At 50.7% G+C, this 16,302-nt stretch carries 12 protein-coding genes; all 12 read left to right on the forward strand.

Annotated elements, in window-relative coordinates:
* Positions 1–348 precede the first annotated feature (348 nt).
* The 12 genes from A0251_RS08435 to A0251_RS17165 all read left to right on the forward strand — a co-directional run bounded on the left by A0251_RS08435 (position 349) and on the right by A0251_RS17165 (position 16,302).
* A complete protein-coding gene (locus A0251_RS08435) occupies positions 349–1,866 on the forward strand; it encodes a capsule assembly Wzi family protein (RefSeq protein WP_231874198.1) in 1,518 nt (505 codons plus the stop codon).
* 24 nt (positions 1,867–1,890) lie between these two features.
* The gene (locus A0251_RS08440) at positions 1,891–3,018 is read left to right on the forward strand and encodes a polysaccharide export protein (RefSeq protein ID WP_062816421.1); all 1,128 of its coding nucleotides are present in this window, start codon (positions 1,891–1,893) and stop codon (positions 3,016–3,018) included.
* Positions 3,018–3,452, forward strand: coding sequence for a low molecular weight protein-tyrosine-phosphatase (locus tag A0251_RS08445; RefSeq protein WP_231874199.1), 435 nt, complete (start codon positions 3,018–3,020; stop codon positions 3,450–3,452). The genes A0251_RS08440 and A0251_RS08445 overlap by 1 nt, the downstream gene beginning before the upstream one ends.
* Positions 3,453–3,694: 242 nt before the next feature.
* Complete coding sequence (locus A0251_RS08450; RefSeq protein ID WP_062816422.1) at positions 3,695–5,905, forward strand: polysaccharide biosynthesis tyrosine autokinase; 2,211 nt, start codon at positions 3,695–3,697, stop codon at positions 5,903–5,905.
* A gap of 772 nt (positions 5,906–6,677) precedes the next feature.
* Positions 6,678–7,952, forward strand: coding sequence for a Vi polysaccharide biosynthesis UDP-N-acetylglucosamine C-6 dehydrogenase TviB (gene tviB / locus A0251_RS08455; RefSeq protein ID WP_062816423.1), 1,275 nt, complete (start codon positions 6,678–6,680; stop codon positions 7,950–7,952).
* Positions 7,953–8,372: 420 nt separating this feature from the next.
* The gene (locus A0251_RS08460) at positions 8,373–9,407 is read left to right on the forward strand and encodes an NAD-dependent epimerase/dehydratase family protein (RefSeq protein WP_062816424.1); all 1,035 of its coding nucleotides are present in this window, start codon (positions 8,373–8,375) and stop codon (positions 9,405–9,407) included.
* A 122-nt stretch (positions 9,408–9,529) separates the two neighbouring features.
* A complete protein-coding gene (locus A0251_RS08465; protein ID WP_062816425.1) occupies positions 9,530–11,368 on the forward strand; it encodes an ABC transporter ATP-binding protein in 1,839 nt (612 codons plus the stop codon).
* A 24-nt stretch (positions 11,369–11,392) separates the two neighbouring features.
* Complete coding sequence (locus A0251_RS08470) at positions 11,393–12,250, forward strand: sulfotransferase (protein ID WP_062816426.1); 858 nt, start codon at positions 11,393–11,395, stop codon at positions 12,248–12,250.
* A gap of 27 nt (positions 12,251–12,277) precedes the next feature.
* Positions 12,278–13,378, forward strand: a complete 1,101-nt coding sequence (locus tag A0251_RS08475; protein WP_082810804.1) for a glycosyltransferase — start codon at positions 12,278–12,280, stop codon at positions 13,376–13,378.
* Complete coding sequence (locus A0251_RS08480; protein WP_062816428.1) at positions 13,375–14,226, forward strand: polysaccharide pyruvyl transferase family protein; 852 nt, start codon at positions 13,375–13,377, stop codon at positions 14,224–14,226. The genes A0251_RS08475 and A0251_RS08480 overlap by 4 nt, the downstream gene beginning before the upstream one ends.
* Positions 14,195–15,214 carry a glycosyltransferase family A protein gene (locus A0251_RS17160; RefSeq protein ID WP_156478269.1) on the forward strand — a complete coding sequence of 340 codons (1,020 nt, stop codon included), beginning with the start codon at positions 14,195–14,197 and terminating at the stop codon, positions 15,212–15,214. The genes A0251_RS08480 and A0251_RS17160 overlap by 32 nt, the downstream gene beginning before the upstream one ends.
* Before the next feature lie 230 nt (positions 15,215–15,444).
* Positions 15,445–16,302 carry a polysaccharide pyruvyl transferase family protein gene (locus A0251_RS17165; RefSeq protein ID WP_082810806.1) on the forward strand — a complete coding sequence of 286 codons (858 nt, stop codon included), beginning with the start codon at positions 15,445–15,447 and terminating at the stop codon, positions 16,300–16,302.

Consider the following 16,302-nt stretch of genomic DNA (forward strand, 5'->3'; position numbering starts at 1 on the left):
ACAAGGTGCCCTATGTGGGAACGGAGCACAGCGGAGTAACGCCAGTAAGGGTGAGTGCAGCGAATAACTGATGCTTGGACTCCAAAAGTCCCAGGCAAGCCCCAGCCGTAAGCACTCCTCCCCCCCGCTTTGTCAGACAAGACACTTACCCCCGAAAGCCCCCTACGCTACTATTCACGGGTTCGGCTAAGTCGTCCAACTGAATTCCTGTTAATTGGCGTCGTAAACCGTTCGCATTCCCGTAAACAAACTGTAAAATGCGGCTTCTTGTCATATAGATGACAAGATCGAACCTTCATAATGCGCCCCTTAAGTCGCAACCGTCAGGATAGGATGTCCTTTGTGAGAGTGTCTCGCCGTGCAAGTTACTGGATTGCCAGCCTGTTAGTGCTTGGCCTGTCCAACGCCCATGGCGCCACCCCCTGGGTACCCACTGGCGACCTGACCGCACGCCACCACATTGAAGTGTTGCAGACGCAAGGCTGTCTGAAAGGCCTGACAGTGAGCTGGCCAATTAGCTGGGCCGCCGTTGACCGCGCCCTGCGCCTGAGCCAGCAACAGCTACCGGATGCCCAGGCCCGGGCCTGCCAGACCAGCGATCATTACCAGTACCTGCAAACCGCAGAACGTCTGGCCCGCAACAACACCCGTGGCGCCACCGTTACCCTGGGCGGCGCCAATCAGGAGCCGTTGTACACCGCCTTTGATACCCAGCCTGAAGACACCTTCACCGGGCAGGTTGCGCTCTATACCACTGGCCAGCACTGGTCCGGCCGGCTGGCCGTGAGCTACGCCGACGGCGACCGGGACGACCAGCACCTGCGCTTCGATGATTCCTACATCGCCGGTATCATGGGGAACTGGCAGCTGGGCGTTGGCGCCATTGACCGTTGGTGGGGGCCGGGCTGGCAAAGCTCCCTGGCGCTGTCCAACAATGCCCGTCCGGTGCCGGGCCTGTGGCTGTCCCGGCACATGCTTACCGCCCCGGAAAGCCCCTGGTTGCGCTGGATCGGCCCCTGGGACATGCAGCTCATCGCCGGGCAACTGGAGCATGACCGAACCATCCCCGATGCCAAGGTACTGGGGGCGCGATTTGTGTTCCAGCCCCTGGATTTCCTGCAGATCGGTCTGTCACGGCTGGCCCAATGGGGCGGGGAAGGCCGCCCCCAGGATCTGGAGGCCTTCTGGGATGCGTTTATCGGTAAGGATAATGGGGAAAGTAGCGGTTTTGACGACGATGACGACCCCAGTAACCAGATTGCGGGGGTAGACTTCCGGGTTTCACTCACCCCCTGGGATGTGCCACTGGGCGTGTATGGGCAATTCATGGGGGAAGATGAGGCAGGGGGATTACCCTCCAAACTGTCCTCACTGGCAGGCTTTGATCTTGTCTCTACCCTGGGCAATGGCTCCCAGCGCTGGTTCGTGGAGGCGACTGAAACCGTGGCCGGCAGCTGGATCAGTGAGCGCCGCTATAACACCATGTACGAGCACGGCACTTACAAAAGTGGCTTCCGTCACCATGGCCGAAACATCGCCAGTACCTGGGAAGGGGATGCCCGTGCGGTTACTTTTGGCATACAACAATATTTTCGTAGCAATGTTACAGTCGCCCTGCATCTGACCCAGGCCACGCTCAACCAGGACGGCGTGACGCGTGCCGAGGTGCCAGAGGACGGCAATCAAATCCTGCAATCCATCGAAGAGCAGGATGTGACAATGGCAGAATTCCGTATTGGCCACCCCCTGCTGGGCGGTACCTTCCACTGGTTGGTGTCTGCCAGCGACGAGCCCATCGTCACGCCCTTTGAAGAACGTGAGCGTTGGACGGCAGGGGCTGAATGGACCCGGGATTTCGCCTGGTAATAGATGAACACAATGAAGGCTTCAATGAACGCATTGGTTAAATGTTTTGTGGCAGTGGGGATTGCCCTCATGGCGGGGTGTACTGTGGTGCCCGGTTCCTACCATTCGCCGACACCCGGCTGGTTCCTCGACGAGGACGAAATATCCGAAGGCGAACCGCTGCCTGATGTGGTGGAAGTGCACGCCATTGGCACGGCCATTCTGAATCAGAGCCGAAGAGAGGCCTTGAGTACGCCCGTACCAGAAGAGTTGAAAATAGAACCGGATGTTTATGAGTATCTTGTGGGCCCAGGGGATGTACTTCAGATCACGGTTTGGGGGCACCCAGAATTGACCATTCCGGCGGGTTCGCTACGCAGTTCGGCAGAATCCGGTAACTGGATCCACAGTGATGGCACCATCTTTTACCCCTACGTTGGGACCGTAAATGTGGAAGGGATGAGGGTCACAGAAATTCGGGATTTGGTGACCCAGCGGCTCTCAAAATACATTGAGAATCCACAAGTCGATGTGTCCGTCGCCGCTTTCAGAAACAAGAAGGTCTATATTACAGGGGAAGTGGAATCCCCCGGACTTTATCCCATTACCAATGTGCCCACTCGACTGATTGATGCCATTGCAGAGGCCGGGGGCATATCCACCAGTGCAGACTGGACCAACGTCGTTCTCACCCGGGAAGGCAAGGACTATCGCCTTTCGCTCCGCGAGATTTACCAGAATGGCAGCAAGGAGCAGAATATCCTGCTTCGGGCGGATGATGTACTGAATATCAACCCGGTCACAGATTCCAAAGTCTTTGTCCTCGGCGAGGTGGGGAGCGCCGCAAGCCTGGATATGACGCGCAACGGCCTCACCCTTGCCGAGGCATTGGCACAAAATGGCGGATTCAATCAGCAGGAATCGGATGCATCGGGGGTGTTTGTGTTCCGTAAGGCGCCGGAAGAAGCGGATCACGGCATCGATATTTACCAGCTTAACGCCAAGGATGCAGCAGCCTTGGTACTGGCAGACAGCTTTCATTTGCGCGAGAGAGATATCGTCTACGTGACCGCGGCACCGCTGGTGAAATGGAACAGAGTCTTGCGCCTGCTGGTGCCTTCCATGACCACGTTGTTGCTCGGCGTCAGAACCGAAGAAATTCTGAGCGAGTAATGGCCATGTTTGAGCGGATATTGGTGATTTGCGACGGCAATATCTGCCGCAGCCCTACCGTGGCGGCCATGCTGAGCGAGCTAAAGCCGGGCCTGTCCATTGCATCCGCAGGACTGATCGGCTTGGAAGGGCAGGACATGGAGCCCACCGCAAGGGACGTGGCGCAGCGGCACGGCCTGGAATGTGGCCCCCATATTGCACGTAAGCTCACCAGCGAAATGTGCAGGGACAGCGACCTGATTCTGGTGATGGAAAGCCGTCAGAAAGACCGGCTCAGCAAGACTTTCCCGGAAGCCAGCGGCAAGACATTCCTGCTCACCAACTGGAACGGCAAGCACGACATCCCCGATCCCTACAAGCGCGGCAGAGACGCCTTCGAACGGATCTACCCAATGATGGAAGCCGCCACCAGGGCCTGGGCGGAAAAACTGTAACGCAGCTGTGAGCTGCGATGAACAAGTTGCAAGTTACAAGTTACAAGGAAAAGAAAGAACCGTAGGAGCTTGCCTGCAAGCGAAGATTTTAATGTAGGAGCGCCACTTGAGGCGCGAACCGCCGAAGGCGGGGCCCAAAGGGCCAGGACAAACAGAGCGAAGCCCAGGACGGTAGGCCCGCCTTTGACTTCCCTTGCAGCTTGAAACTTGTAGCTTGCAGCTCAAAAACGGATATCGATTGAATGGCAGACAACAGCACCATGACACAACGGCAGCAAGCCGGCACCGGTGACAACGGCATCGATTTCGGCTACCTGTTCGGCATCCTGCTGGACAACAAATGGCTGATAATCATCACTGCTTTTGTGGCCCTTATGCTGGGGTGGGGCTATGGGAAATGGGCAACCCCAATCTATCAAGGGGATGTACTGCTTCAATTGGAAAAGAAGAGCGGAGGCGTCCCCGGGCTGTCTGAATTGAACAGCATGTACAGTGATGAAGCCTCTGCCGCTGCTGAAATTGAAATACTGCGCTCCAGAATGGTGCTGGGCGAAGTGGCACAGCAACTCAAAATGGACATTGCGGTATTTCCTGACCGAGATAGTCTGCTCAGCCGCTTTACCGCCCCAGAGCCTACGGCCTTGCCCGCTCCGCCATTTGCCGCTTTCCGTGACAGTGAAACCTTTATAGCGGTTAACGAATTCGTAGTGCCTGACTCGCTGAGAGGGGTCCGGTTCACCCTCAAGCAAGAGCAGGGCCTACCCGCCCTGTATCTTGGCCAGCAACGCATCGCCAGTGGCTCAGCCAATGCACCTCTGGTCAGCGAAGATGATGGAATCCGCCTGGTGCTCAGCCAGTGGAATTACGGCAATGAGCCCATTTATATCGTTAAGCGAAGCGAACTCTCAGTTGTCAATCAGCTGCGTGCTAGCCTGAAAGTGCAGGACATGAAAAGAGCCAGCATGCTGAGACTGCGGGTGGTAGGTCCAGATAAACAGCGCATCAAGGAAACTCTGGATGTGCTTGGGGATACCTACCTATTGCAAAACATTCAACGCCGCTCCGCTCAGGCAGAAAACAGCCTGGCATTCCTCGATCAGCAATTGCCTAAAGTGAAAGAGAAGCTGACCGAGGCAGAGGATGCGTTAAACAACTATCGTCTGGAAACTGAAACCATCGACATGAACATGGAGACGCAGACCGTTCTCCAAAAGGTCATTGAAATTGAAAACAAGCTGAATGAATTAAAAGTACAAGAGATTGACGTCGCCACGCGCTATACCAAGGAGCACCCAGTTTATAAAAATCTGATGCAGCAGCGGGCATCTCTTTCCAGAGAAAAAAATGAGCTGAACGAGCAGATTAAAGAATTGCCGGAAACCCAGCAGGCAATTTTGCGCTTAATGCGGGATGTGGAAGTCACTCAACAAATTTATGTCGGCCTTCTCAATAAAGTTCAGGAGCTTCGCATTCTCAAAGCGGGTACCGTCGGCAGCGTACGAATTATCGATAAGGCCATCGTCTATCCAGGGCCTATAAAGCCGAAAAAAACATTGCTGATGCTGGTTGCTGGCTTTGTTGGGGGGCTGGGCGCAACGCTGTGGGTAGTGGTAAGTGCATTACTCAAGAAAGGGGTGGAGTCACCGGAGGCGCTTGAAGAGCAGGGAGTCGCTGTCTATGCCTCTATCCCCCTGTCTGAAAAGCAGGTTAAGGCAAACCGGACAACAGAGCACAAACAACGCCGCAGCCGCAGGCTCAAGGAATCAGCCTCTCCAATTCCGTTGTTAGCCCAGGATGATCCTACTGATCTGGCCATCGAAGCCCTGCGTAGCCTGCGTACCAGCCTGCATTTCGCCATGATGGATGCGGACAACAAGATCCTGATGATTACAGGCCCCAGCCCCGGTGTTGGTAAATCTTTTGTGTCTGCCAACTTGGGCGCGGTACTCGCACAAACCGGCCAGAAAGTGCTGGTGATCGATGCGGACATGCGCAAGGGGCGCCTGCACCGCTACTTTCAGTCTGAAAACAAGATAGGTCTCTCAGGCTATCTGTCTGGTCATAGTGCGAAGGAAGACATCATTCAGTCATCCAGTATTGATAATCTGGATTTTATTGCCCGCGGCAAGGCACCGCCGAATCCATCGGAACTGCTGATGCACGAGCGCTTTAAAATGCTCATGGACTCGCTGGGTGAGGAATACGACCTGATCCTGGTGGACACCCCGCCGATCCTGGCGGTCACCGATGCCGCCATCGTTGGTCAGGTAGCAGGCAGCAGCCTGCTGGTCACCCGCTTCGGGGTCAACTCGGTAAAAGAAGTGGATGCAGCACTTACCCGCTTCGCGCAGAACAAGGTAGAAATCAAAGGCGCCATCCTCAACTGCATGGAACGCCGCGCCTCAAACGAATATGGCTACTACGCCTACGAATACGGCAAAAGCAACGATTAAGGGGAGGGTAGCTACGAGCAGTGAGCTGCAAGGTGCAAGCTACAAGCTACAAGCTACAAGGAAAGGCAAAACCCTGGACGGAGTGCAGTCTCTACCGTGGGAGCGGTCGTCCGACCGCGAAAAGGGCAACAGCCGCGATAATCGCGGTGGAACCACCGCTCCCACAGAAAATGTAGGACTAGAGCGCAGCGAAGATATTGTTGTAGGAGCGTCGCTTGAGACGCGAACCGCCGAAGGCGGGGCCCGAGGGGGCCAGGACAAAGAGGGCGAAGCCCAGGGCGGGAGCCCGCCTTTGACTTCCCTTGCAGCTTGTAGCTTGCAACTAGGCTCCCTTCGTCCCTTAAACGGAACACCTACAAAAAGAGACAAGGAAGCAGTTGCACAGGCTAATGGATACCCCAAATGGGGGACGTACCCAAATGGGTAAAGCAGTAAAATATGGACCTGGTCCTAAAGAATTAATCCCACCCTGTGGGAGCTTGCTTGCAAGCGAAGATTTACCGTAGGAGCGTCGCTCGCGGCGCGATCAACCGCGGTAGGAGCCTGCCTGCAGGCGATCCCACGCCGGGCTCGTCCCGCAGACGGATCGCCTAAGGGAAAACCTCCCCCATAGCGTCTTCGTGGGAGCTTGCTTGCAAGCGAAGAATGTAATGTAGGAGCGGTCGTTCGACCGCGAAATGACAGAAAGCCAAAGGGAAATCGCGGTGGAACCACCGCTCCTACATAAACCGGCACCCAAACCCGGTTAAGAGATTCGGAAAAGAGAGACCAAATGGAACTGGAACAAATCAAACTGGCCGTCATTGGCCTGGGCTACGTCGGCCTCCCGCTGGCCGTCGAATTCGGCAAACACCGCCCGGTGGTAGGCTTCGACATCAACCAGCCGCGTATCGATGCCCTCAACAACGGCCACGATGCCACCCTGGAAGTGGACGACGCCGAGCTGGCCAGCGCCACCCAGCTGTCTTTCAGTGCCGATCCCGCCGCCCTGAACGACTGCAATGTCTATATCGTCACCGTGCCCACCCCCATCGATGAGCACAAGCGCCCGGACCTGACGCCATTGATCAAGGCTTCCGAAACCATCGGCAAGACCCTGAAGCAGGGCGACATCGTTATCTACGAATCCACCGTCTACCCCGGTGCCACCGAGGAAGACTGCGTTCCGGTGTTGGAGCAGGTCTCAGGCCTTACCTTCAATAAAGACTTCTTCGCCGGCTACAGCCCGGAGCGGATCAACCCGGGCGACAAGGAACACCGCGTCACCACCATTACCAAGGTGACCTCCGGTTCCACGCCGGAAATTGCCGAGCTGGTTGACCAGCTGTACGGTTCCATCATCACCGCCGGCACCCACAAGGCTTCCAGCATCCGCGTAGCGGAAGCCGCCAAGGTAATCGAAAACACCCAGCGCGATCTCAACATCGCCCTGATCAACGAACTGTCCATGATCTTCAGCCGCATGGGCATCGACACCGAAGAAGTGCTGCAAGCCGCCGGCACCAAATGGAACTTCCTGCCGTTCCGTCCCGGCCTGGTAGGTGGGCACTGTATCGGGGTCGACCCGTACTACCTCACTCACAAGGCTCAGGCCATCGGCTACCACCCGGAAATCATCCTCTCCGGCCGCCGCATCAACGATGGTATGGGCCGCCATGTGGCCAGCGAACTGGTCAAGGCCATGCTGACCCGCAGCATCCAGGTGAATGGCGCCCGGGTACTGGTCATGGGCCTCACCTTCAAGGAAAACTGCCCGGACCTGCGCAACACCCGGGTGGTGGATGTGGTGAAAGAACTGCAGGACTACAACATCCAGGTAGACGTACACGACCCCTGGATCAACCCGGCAGAATCCGAACACGAATACGGCATCACCCCGGTGGCACAACCAGAGCAGGGTGCCTACGACGCTATCCTCCTGGCCGTCGGTCACAACCAGTTCAAAGCCATGGGCGCCCAGGACATCCGAGGTTACGGCAAACCCGAACACATCCTCTACGACCTGAAATACACCCTCCCGAAGGAGGAAGTAGACCTGCGGCTATAACTGTAGGAGCGTCGCTCGCGGCGCGATCAACCACCGTAGGAGCCTGCCTGCAGGCGAAGCTTCACCGTAGGAGCGGTCGTTCGACCGCGAAAGGGCTGCTACCGCAACACATCGCGGTGGAACCACCGCTCCTACAAAAGGCAAGCAGCACAGCCCCTGTAGGAGCTCAACTCGTTGAGCGAACCAAAGGCAGAGACCCAAAGGGCACATAAATATGCAGGCGCCATGTTCACATGGCGATCCCGGAAGGGAATGTAGGAGCACCACTTGAGGTGCGAACCGCCGCAGGCGGGGCCCGAAGGGCCAGGAAAAACAGGGCGAAGCCCAGGGCGGTAGCCCGGCTTTTGACTTCCCTTGCAACTTGAAACTTGTAACTTGCAACTGTTCCACCAAACGAACAAACGAACAAACGGAACCACCATGACAACCCGCTATGAACAAGTTAAAGAAACCCTAAAAGCCAACCCCAAAACCTGGCTAATCACCGGCGTAGCAGGCTTCATCGGCTCCAACCTGTTGGAAACCCTCCTGCAGCTGGACCAAACCGTCATCGGCCTGGACAACTTCGCCACCGGCCACCAACACAACCTAGACGAAGTCCAGCAAACCGTCTCCTCCGCCCAATGGGAAAAATTCACCTTTATCGAAGGCGACATCCGCAACCTGGAAGACTGCAAAAAAGCCGTCACCGGTGCCGACTACGTCCTCCACCAGGCCGCCTTGGGCTCCGTCCCCCGTTCCATCAACGATCCCATCACCACCAACCAGGCCAACATCGACGGCTTCCTGAATATGCTGGTGGCAGCCAAAGACGAAGGCGTGGAAAGCTTCACCTACGCCGCCTCCAGCTCTACCTACGGCGACCACCCGGGCCTGCCCAAAATCGAAGACCGCATCGGCAAGCCCCTGTCACCCTACGCCGTGACCAAATACGTCAACGAACTCTACGCCGACGTGTTCGCCCGCACCTACGACTTCAACACCATCGGCCTGCGCTACTTCAATGTATTCGGCAAACGCCAGGACCCCAATGGCGCCTATGCTGCCGTGATCCCCAAATGGACCGCCGCCATGATCAAAGGGGATGACGTCTTCATTAACGGCGACGGCGAAACCAGCCGGGACTTCTGCTTCATCGAAAACGTCGTGCAGATCAACATCCTGGCCGCGACCGCAGAAGCCGACGCCAAAAACCAGGTGTACAACGTGGCACTGGGCGACAGAACGACCCTCAACATCCTGTTCGATGCCCTGAAAACCGCCCTGAAAGACAGCAACGTCACCTACGATGCGTCGCCGACCTACCGGGACTTCCGCGCCGGTGACGTTCGCCACTCCCAGGCCGACATCAGCAAGGCACAAAACCTGCTCGGTTATGAGCCGCAATTCCGTATCTACGATGGCATTGGAAAGGCAATGCCTTGGTATGTGAAACACCTGAGTGCTACGCAGTAGTGATGTCTAGCAATACCTAGAAATAGGCTGCACAGGTGCACAAGAATGAATGACAGTTGAATGATGATTCGAGATCAACGGTTAGGCGTAAGGGATGAAACAGTGATTTTGAGAGCAACCCAATGCTGAAACAGCTTAAAGAGCTATACCTGCTACTAGATGCAGACCAGAGGAAAAAACTGCTGCAGCTTCAGGTGCTGGTTATTCTTATGGCTTTTGCTGAGATGGCCAGTGTCGTCGCCGTTGGGCCGTTCATGTCTCTGGTGGCCGACCCTGCCGTTCTGGAAAGTGATGGCGTACTGGCAAAAGCGTATGCACTGTCAGGCTTAACAGAACCCAGCGACTTTATGTTTTGGCTGGGCATCGGCGTACTGCTAATGCTTGCGCTAGCTGCAGGCGTTTCGATTCTGACCATATGGCGCCTATCGGTTTATGGTGTGCAGGTTGGCGCACAGATCAGCACTCGTCTGTATCGACACTACATGTATCAGAGTTGGCTTTTTCATGCCGGGGGGAGCAGTAGCCAACTTGTCAACAAGATTGCACAGGAAGCGACACGCCTGAACAATGGTGTAATCAACCCCTTCATGCAGCTGAACTCACGCCTTAACTTGGTGTTGCTAATGTCCTTGGCGTTGGTGATTTATAACCCGTTGGTCGCTGTTATCGGAGTGAGTGTTTTTAGCTGCTCTTACCTGCTTATCTTCAAACTCATCCGGTCACGCATCGTCAGAAATGGCAGAACGGTAACAAAGGCGCAAAAACAGCGCTTCAAAATGATGGGAGAAGGCTTGGGTGGAATCAAGGACGTGATTTTGCTGGGGCGACAACAGACCTTTGTTTCTCGTTTTGCAAATGCGAGCAAGCAGATGGCCGATGCGCAGGGGAAAAACCGGGTGATGGCACAAACACCCAGATACATCATGGAGCTAGTGGCGTTCAGCACCATTATCTTCTTGATCCTTTATCTTTTATCCAGTAATGACGGCAATATTGCTGCTGTTCTTCCGATCCTTTCCGTCTATGCATTGGCTGGGATGAAGCTTTTGCCGGCCTTTCAGCAAGTGTATGCCAGCTTTTCACAGATCAGGGGTAGCCTGGCGGCGTTTGACGAGATCAGGGAAGATTTGATTAACAGTAAAAATGACACTGGCATGAGGTGTCGAGGGACAAGTGGAAAGCAACGACTTGATCCAACAGGGGAGCAGCAGTCTAAAACTTTAAAAGCAAAGAAGACAATTGAATTCAATAATGTGACGTTCACGTACCCAGGTAAACCCTCACCTGCGTTGAATGGTATGAATCTGACCATACCGGTGAATAAAGTGATTGGTTTGGTTGGGGCATCAGGTTCAGGGAAATCCACAGCAATCGATATGCTTCTTGGCTTAATTTTGCCAGATAGTGGTGAGGTGCTAATAGATGGGAAGCCATTAGCGAATGATGACAAAAGAGCATGGCAAAACAGTATTGGGTTTGTCCCTCAATCCATTTTTCTTTCAGATAGTTCTATTGCCGAGAACATAGCCTTTGGCATACCCAAAGAGAATATTAACAAAGAAAAAGTCAAAAAAGCGGCGTCGATGGCTCACCTTGATGAGCTGCTTGACGAGTTGCCAGAAGGGCTGCAAACCCGAGTAGGTGAACGGGGCGTACAATTGTCTGGAGGCCAGCGCCAGCGTATTGGCATAGCCCGGGCGCTTTATGATGATGCGGATATTCTTGTTATGGATGAAGCCACCAGTGCCCTGGATGGCATTACGGAAAAATATATCATGGATGCGATACATGATTTATCTGGAAAGAAAACCATTGTGATGATTGCGCACAGATTAAGCACTGTAAAATCATGTGAGAGTATTTATATTATAGGAGAGGGTAAAGTTGTAGATGAGGGTGGCTATGAAGATTTGATTGAAAGGAATGCTGAATTTAAAAAAATGGCAGGTCTGAATTTTTGAGTAACATTAACGGGAGGAATTGTTATGGTTAATAGAGGCCAGTTGAGAAGCCTGTATTCTTTATGCAAGTTGGAATTTCAGGCTCTGGCGGGGATGAAGAGCAGGGGTGCAGAAAGTAAAATGATTTTTGTTGTGGGTACCGGTCGGTCAGGGACTCACTTTATGGATTCGATAATAAATAGCCATCCTCGGGCAACTGACCTTAATGATGGAAAAGAAAACCCTCAAGTGTTTGGGAAGGTGACTTTAGCGGCAATTAATAATGGCCCGCTAAGTCCAAGAACGATTAGAAACTATCGCCTGCTAAAAAGGGTGGCGGGTGGGTTGGACTTGGTAGATCAGAGCCACCCAAACCTTTGGCATGTAGAGCAATTATTGGACAATTTTCCCAATGCAAAATTTGTTGCGATGATCCGGTGTCCATATTCTGTTGCATATTCTACGTTAAAGCATAAGGCCGTACCTGGCTGGTTGAAAAATTATAAAGATTACCCTGTTCCAAACCAATTTCTGGGTATAAATCATGAGAATATTAATGAGTATGCCCATTATGGCCTGGCGGGTAAGAGCACTATTCGTTGGCTGGCCCACGTAAAACGAATTTGTGAAATAAAGAAGCGGTATAATGACTCTGTTTTTGTTATGAATTACGAAGATCTATGTGTGAATCCAAAGAATAAACTTGAAGAGCTTCGTGTTTTTTTGGGTTACGAAGAGAATTTTGAAGCCCCAAAAGTAAACTTGGAGTCTTTGGAAAAAAAGAATCATTTGTTAGATGAAGACAAGAATGAAATAGGGCGAATTCTTGAAATGCACAGCGATGAATGTTTTGACCTTCTCAGTGATGGTGTTGTTAAAGCTTTAAATTTTAAGACTATGTAAGCATGGTTGTCCTTTATAGAGGCTGTAATGCATATCTCAGTATTGCTAAATGATTTTTCAGGGACTGGTGTCCCCCGTGTAACCCTGAGATTGGTCGAAGGGTTGATTGCAAGAGGGCATGAGGTAGAAGTTTTAGTTCTTAATCCGAAAGGGCCAATGCGGAATCAGGTCCCTACGAGTGCAAAAGTTGAAGAGCTGAATGTAAGCCGAGCTATCACGGCGGTCCCAAAGATCATTAAGTATCTCAAAAATAGTAAGCCGGACGCCATTATTGCAGCTGAAGATCAATTGGGGATTGTTGCAGCATTCTCATGCCTGGTAAGCAGATCGAATGCGAAAATTTTAGTGACATCTCATGTTCCATATTCAAAAACAAGTTTGTCCAAAGGGGTGAAAGGCAAGATTTTTGTTTCGGCCCTTAAGTTGCTTTGGCGACGCATTGATATCTTTACTACGGTTTCTGCTGGTTTGGCTGATGATATGGCTGCGGAGACAGGGATACCACGTGAAGAAATCAAGGTGCTTCACAATGCGGTGATACAGGAAGAAAATATAGCCAGAAATCCGAACAGAGATCTTCACCCTTTTTTCAGTTCAGGCGACAAGGTGCTGTTGGCTATGGGGTCTCTGCATAGGAGAAAAGGTTTCCATGATCTCGTTGAGGCCATGCGGTTATTAAAAGACAAGGCTTCACTGCGACTGATTATTTTAGGAGAGGGAAGAGAACGAGCTAGCCTACAGCAGCAAATTGATGATGCGGGCCTTAAAGATAGAGTAGACCTTGCCGGTTACTCGGATGACCCCTTTGGCTATCTTCAAACGGCGGATCTATTTGTGTTGCCTTCCTATTTTGAAGGTTTGCCTACCGTATTGATTGAGGCGCTTTGTTGCGGGTGCCCTATTGTCGCGAGTGATTGTGTTGCTGGGCCGAGAGAAATTCTTTCTGATGGACATTTCGGTCTGTTGACTCCTGTTGGCGCACCCCAAGCTCTTTCGGATGGAATTTCAGAGATGCTATCCAAAGAGCATAATGAAGCTTCACTGTTCTCCAGAGCTAGGTCATTTACTGCTGATGCGATTGTAGTAAGAGTTGAATCTCTGCTGGAAGAAAAGGCAATGAAACGATGATTCTGCCAAGATCGATATATGATTTCGTTTTGCATTTAGCCAAAGTTTTTTTGGATGGCTTTAATGTGATTGTCCTTCGAAAGGTTCCTCTCGTGTATTTCGATGGGATGCTGAACGCTGGCGACCAGCTCAATGTTGATGTTTTTGAGTGGCTTACAGGCCGAAAGACCTATAATGCCAAGTCACGAGTTTTTAAGCATTATCTAGGAGTTGGTAGTATATTGTTTTATTCAAATGAGAAAAGTGTGATTTGGGGGAGTGGTTTTATTGATGAAAATACCCCAAAAGGAATGTTGAAGTTTGACAAGGTTCTTGCATTAAGGGGGGAGCTTTCCAGACAGGTACTTGATAAGAAAAACAAGTATAGCTTTGATGGCCCGCTCGGTGATCCTGCGTTGTTGATGCCTCGTATATTTAATCCTCAAGTAGAAAAAAAATATAGAGTTGGAATCGTGCCACACTATGCGCAACAAGAGTTTGTTGGGAATATTTCTTGTTCCGGCGATGATGTTAAAATAATTGACATTAAAGTTTCGGGTCAAGAATTTATAAAGAGTCTTCTAGAGTGTGAGGCGATAATCTCGTCCTCATTGCATGGGCTAATATTATCGGATGCCTACGGTATTCAGAATTGCTGGGTTCAGTTTCAGAATGGAATCAACGGCGGGCAATTCAAGTTCAGAGACTATTATTCAACAACAAGTTTCGAATGTCCTGAGCCTGTATTGATCAACAATCAAAAAGAGCTCGCTAACCTGCTTGAAAATATTAATGATGTAGTGTCGGTAAAAAAATACAAAGGAGACCTGTCATCTCTTGTTTCTGAAATTCAGAGAGAGCTTAAATGATATGGTTGCTAAAGTTGTTCATAATAATAATTTTTATAACCAAACTAGATTTTCTGTTGTGATTCCTCTCTATAATCGCGAGAGGTATATTGTTAGAACGTTAAATAGTGTTTTGAAACAAACACGCTCTCCTGAGGAAATTGTTGTAGTTGATGATGGTTCAACAGATGCGGGCGGTCAGCTGGTAAAATCAACCTTCGGGAACAAGGTTAAGCTAATTGAACAGCAAAACAGGGGGGTGTCTGCGGCAAGAAATGCAGGCATTAAGGCTTCTGGCGGCGATTGGGTCGCTTTCCTGGATGCTGACGATATGTGGTTACCAAATCATTTGGAGGAGTTGTCCAGGCAAATAATAAGTTTCCCCCATGCTGGGATGGTGGCCAGCAATTCCATTCAGCTAAATGTTAATGCCCCCCCGCCAGAAAGAAGCCCGCCAGGACGAGTTAAACAGATAGATTATTTGGTTGAGGCAAGTAAGTGTTTGACTATTGTGAACTCTTCTTCTGTTGCAATTCGGAGAGACGTATTCAATTCGATTGGCGACTTTAAATCATATAAGTATGGTGAAGATCTGGAAATGTGGGCTCGCGTTTCTTTGCACTATCCGGTGGCTTTTTCTGACTCCGTAACGTCCATTTATTATAGGGGTACAGGTGGGGCAATGGAAAAACTAAATAATAAAAGTGATGATAAGAAAAAGAGAAAAATTAAAGCATTGCCTGAGGTTACACCTACGATTAAAATGCTTTGTGAAAGTGGTGTAAGTGATAATGAGAGTTCTAAAATATATATCTCTTCGATAATCAAAATGATGGTTAAACAAGATATTCTTTCAAAGGATATCGCTAGAGCAAGGATGCTGAGAAAGTTGATGCCAAAAAAAAGAGGATTGGGTTTTTCATTAACGTTACTGCTATTTTTGCCTGCTGGTCTAACAGTCAAGATAGTAAGCTTGAGGTCTTTTTTAAGGGAGGGTCAATTGTTGTAAGTTGTCCTTTTATGTCAGATCTTCGGGGTTGGCCAGTAAGTGTGATTGTTGCTTATGACTATTCCGGTTTTGTTATTTCTTTTAATCGTTATGAGAGGGTTGTGCCGCTTTCTTGTCGGGGCACTATTGCGACTCCGGATGTTTTATACAGTGATTTCTTGTTGGGGCGTGATTTATCTCATTGGTAATAGGCCTTAAATATGACGGTGAATTAGAATTATTTATATTTTATGGCTGAGATTCTGCAGGATTGGTTTATGGGTTTTGTGAATTCTGTTAAAAATTTTGTTGCTTACCCTGCGGGTAGAGCGATGTTTTGGGGAAACTACGAACCAAAAAATTTTGGCGATTGGGTTGGTCCATATTTATATAATAAGGTCACTGGCTCTGACCCATATCACTCATGGACGAACTGGTATATCAAGCAAGATGTGCTTTTTACTGCCGGTAGCATTTTGCGAAATATTGGATACTCAAATCGAGCTATTGTTTGGGGTAGCGGCATTATTTCTGAAAAAGATTCATTTGCAAAACCCAAAAGAACGCTTTTGGTGCGAGGTCCCAGGACGCAAAAGCGATATGAAGAGCTTGGGTTTGAGTGCCCGCATTGTTTTGGCGATCCTGCTCTCATACTGCCATTTTTTTATCAGCCAGTCGTTGATGTTAAATACCAGCTAGGGATCGTGCCGCACTACACCAGTTACCATCTCGCTATTGAAAAATTCTCTGGACTTGATGGTGTGAAGGTAATAGATGTTACTCTTCCTATTGAAAATGTGATGGATGAAATTGCTTCATGTGAAGCAGTTCTATCCAGCTCTCTGCATGGTGTTATTGTTGCTCATGCTTTAGGAAAAAAAGCTGCTTGGGTGAGGTTTGGTAAGGAATTAATGGGGGATGATGTCAAGTTTTATGATTACTCTGAAAGTGTAGGTCATGATTTCTTTGACCCAGGGGTGTCTTTAAATGGGGCCGATGATTTTAAACAGCTAAAAAATATTGCATTCAGGGAGTCTGTTCCTCCCGTTTTAACTGCACAGCAAACGATTTCACGAACTTGTCCTTTCGGTGAAATCAATATCCCGTAA

Source organism: Alcanivorax sp. NBRC 102024 (assembly GCF_001602235.1).
Lineage (GTDB): Bacteria > Pseudomonadota > Gammaproteobacteria > Pseudomonadales > Alcanivoracaceae > Alcanivorax.

Excerpts from the sequence above, each read along its gene's own strand:
- A0251_RS08440 (WP_062816421.1), top strand. The coding sequence starts at position 1,891 with ATGAACGCATTGGTTAAATGTTTTGTGGCAGTGGGGATTGCCCTCATG.
- A0251_RS08450 (WP_062816422.1), top strand. The coding sequence starts at position 3,695 with ATGGCAGACAACAGCACCATGACACAACGGCAGCAAGCCGGCACCGGT.
- A0251_RS08460 (WP_062816424.1), top strand. The coding sequence starts at position 8,373 with ATGACAACCCGCTATGAACAAGTTAAAGAAACCCTAAAAGCCAACCCC.
- A0251_RS08465 (WP_062816425.1), top strand. The coding sequence starts at position 9,530 with ATGCTGAAACAGCTTAAAGAGCTATACCTGCTACTAGATGCAGACCAG.
- A0251_RS17165 (WP_082810806.1), top strand. The coding sequence starts at position 15,445 with ATGGCTGAGATTCTGCAGGATTGGTTTATGGGTTTTGTGAATTCTGTT.
- A0251_RS08480 (WP_062816428.1), top strand. The coding sequence starts at position 13,375 with ATGATTCTGCCAAGATCGATATATGATTTCGTTTTGCATTTAGCCAAA.
- A0251_RS08445 (WP_231874199.1), top strand. The coding sequence starts at position 3,018 with ATGGCCATGTTTGAGCGGATATTGGTGATTTGCGACGGCAATATCTGC.
- tviB (WP_062816423.1), top strand. The coding sequence starts at position 6,678 with ATGGAACTGGAACAAATCAAACTGGCCGTCATTGGCCTGGGCTACGTC.
- A0251_RS08470 (WP_062816426.1), top strand. The coding sequence starts at position 11,393 with ATGGTTAATAGAGGCCAGTTGAGAAGCCTGTATTCTTTATGCAAGTTG.
- A0251_RS08475 (WP_082810804.1), top strand. The coding sequence starts at position 12,278 with ATGCATATCTCAGTATTGCTAAATGATTTTTCAGGGACTGGTGTCCCC.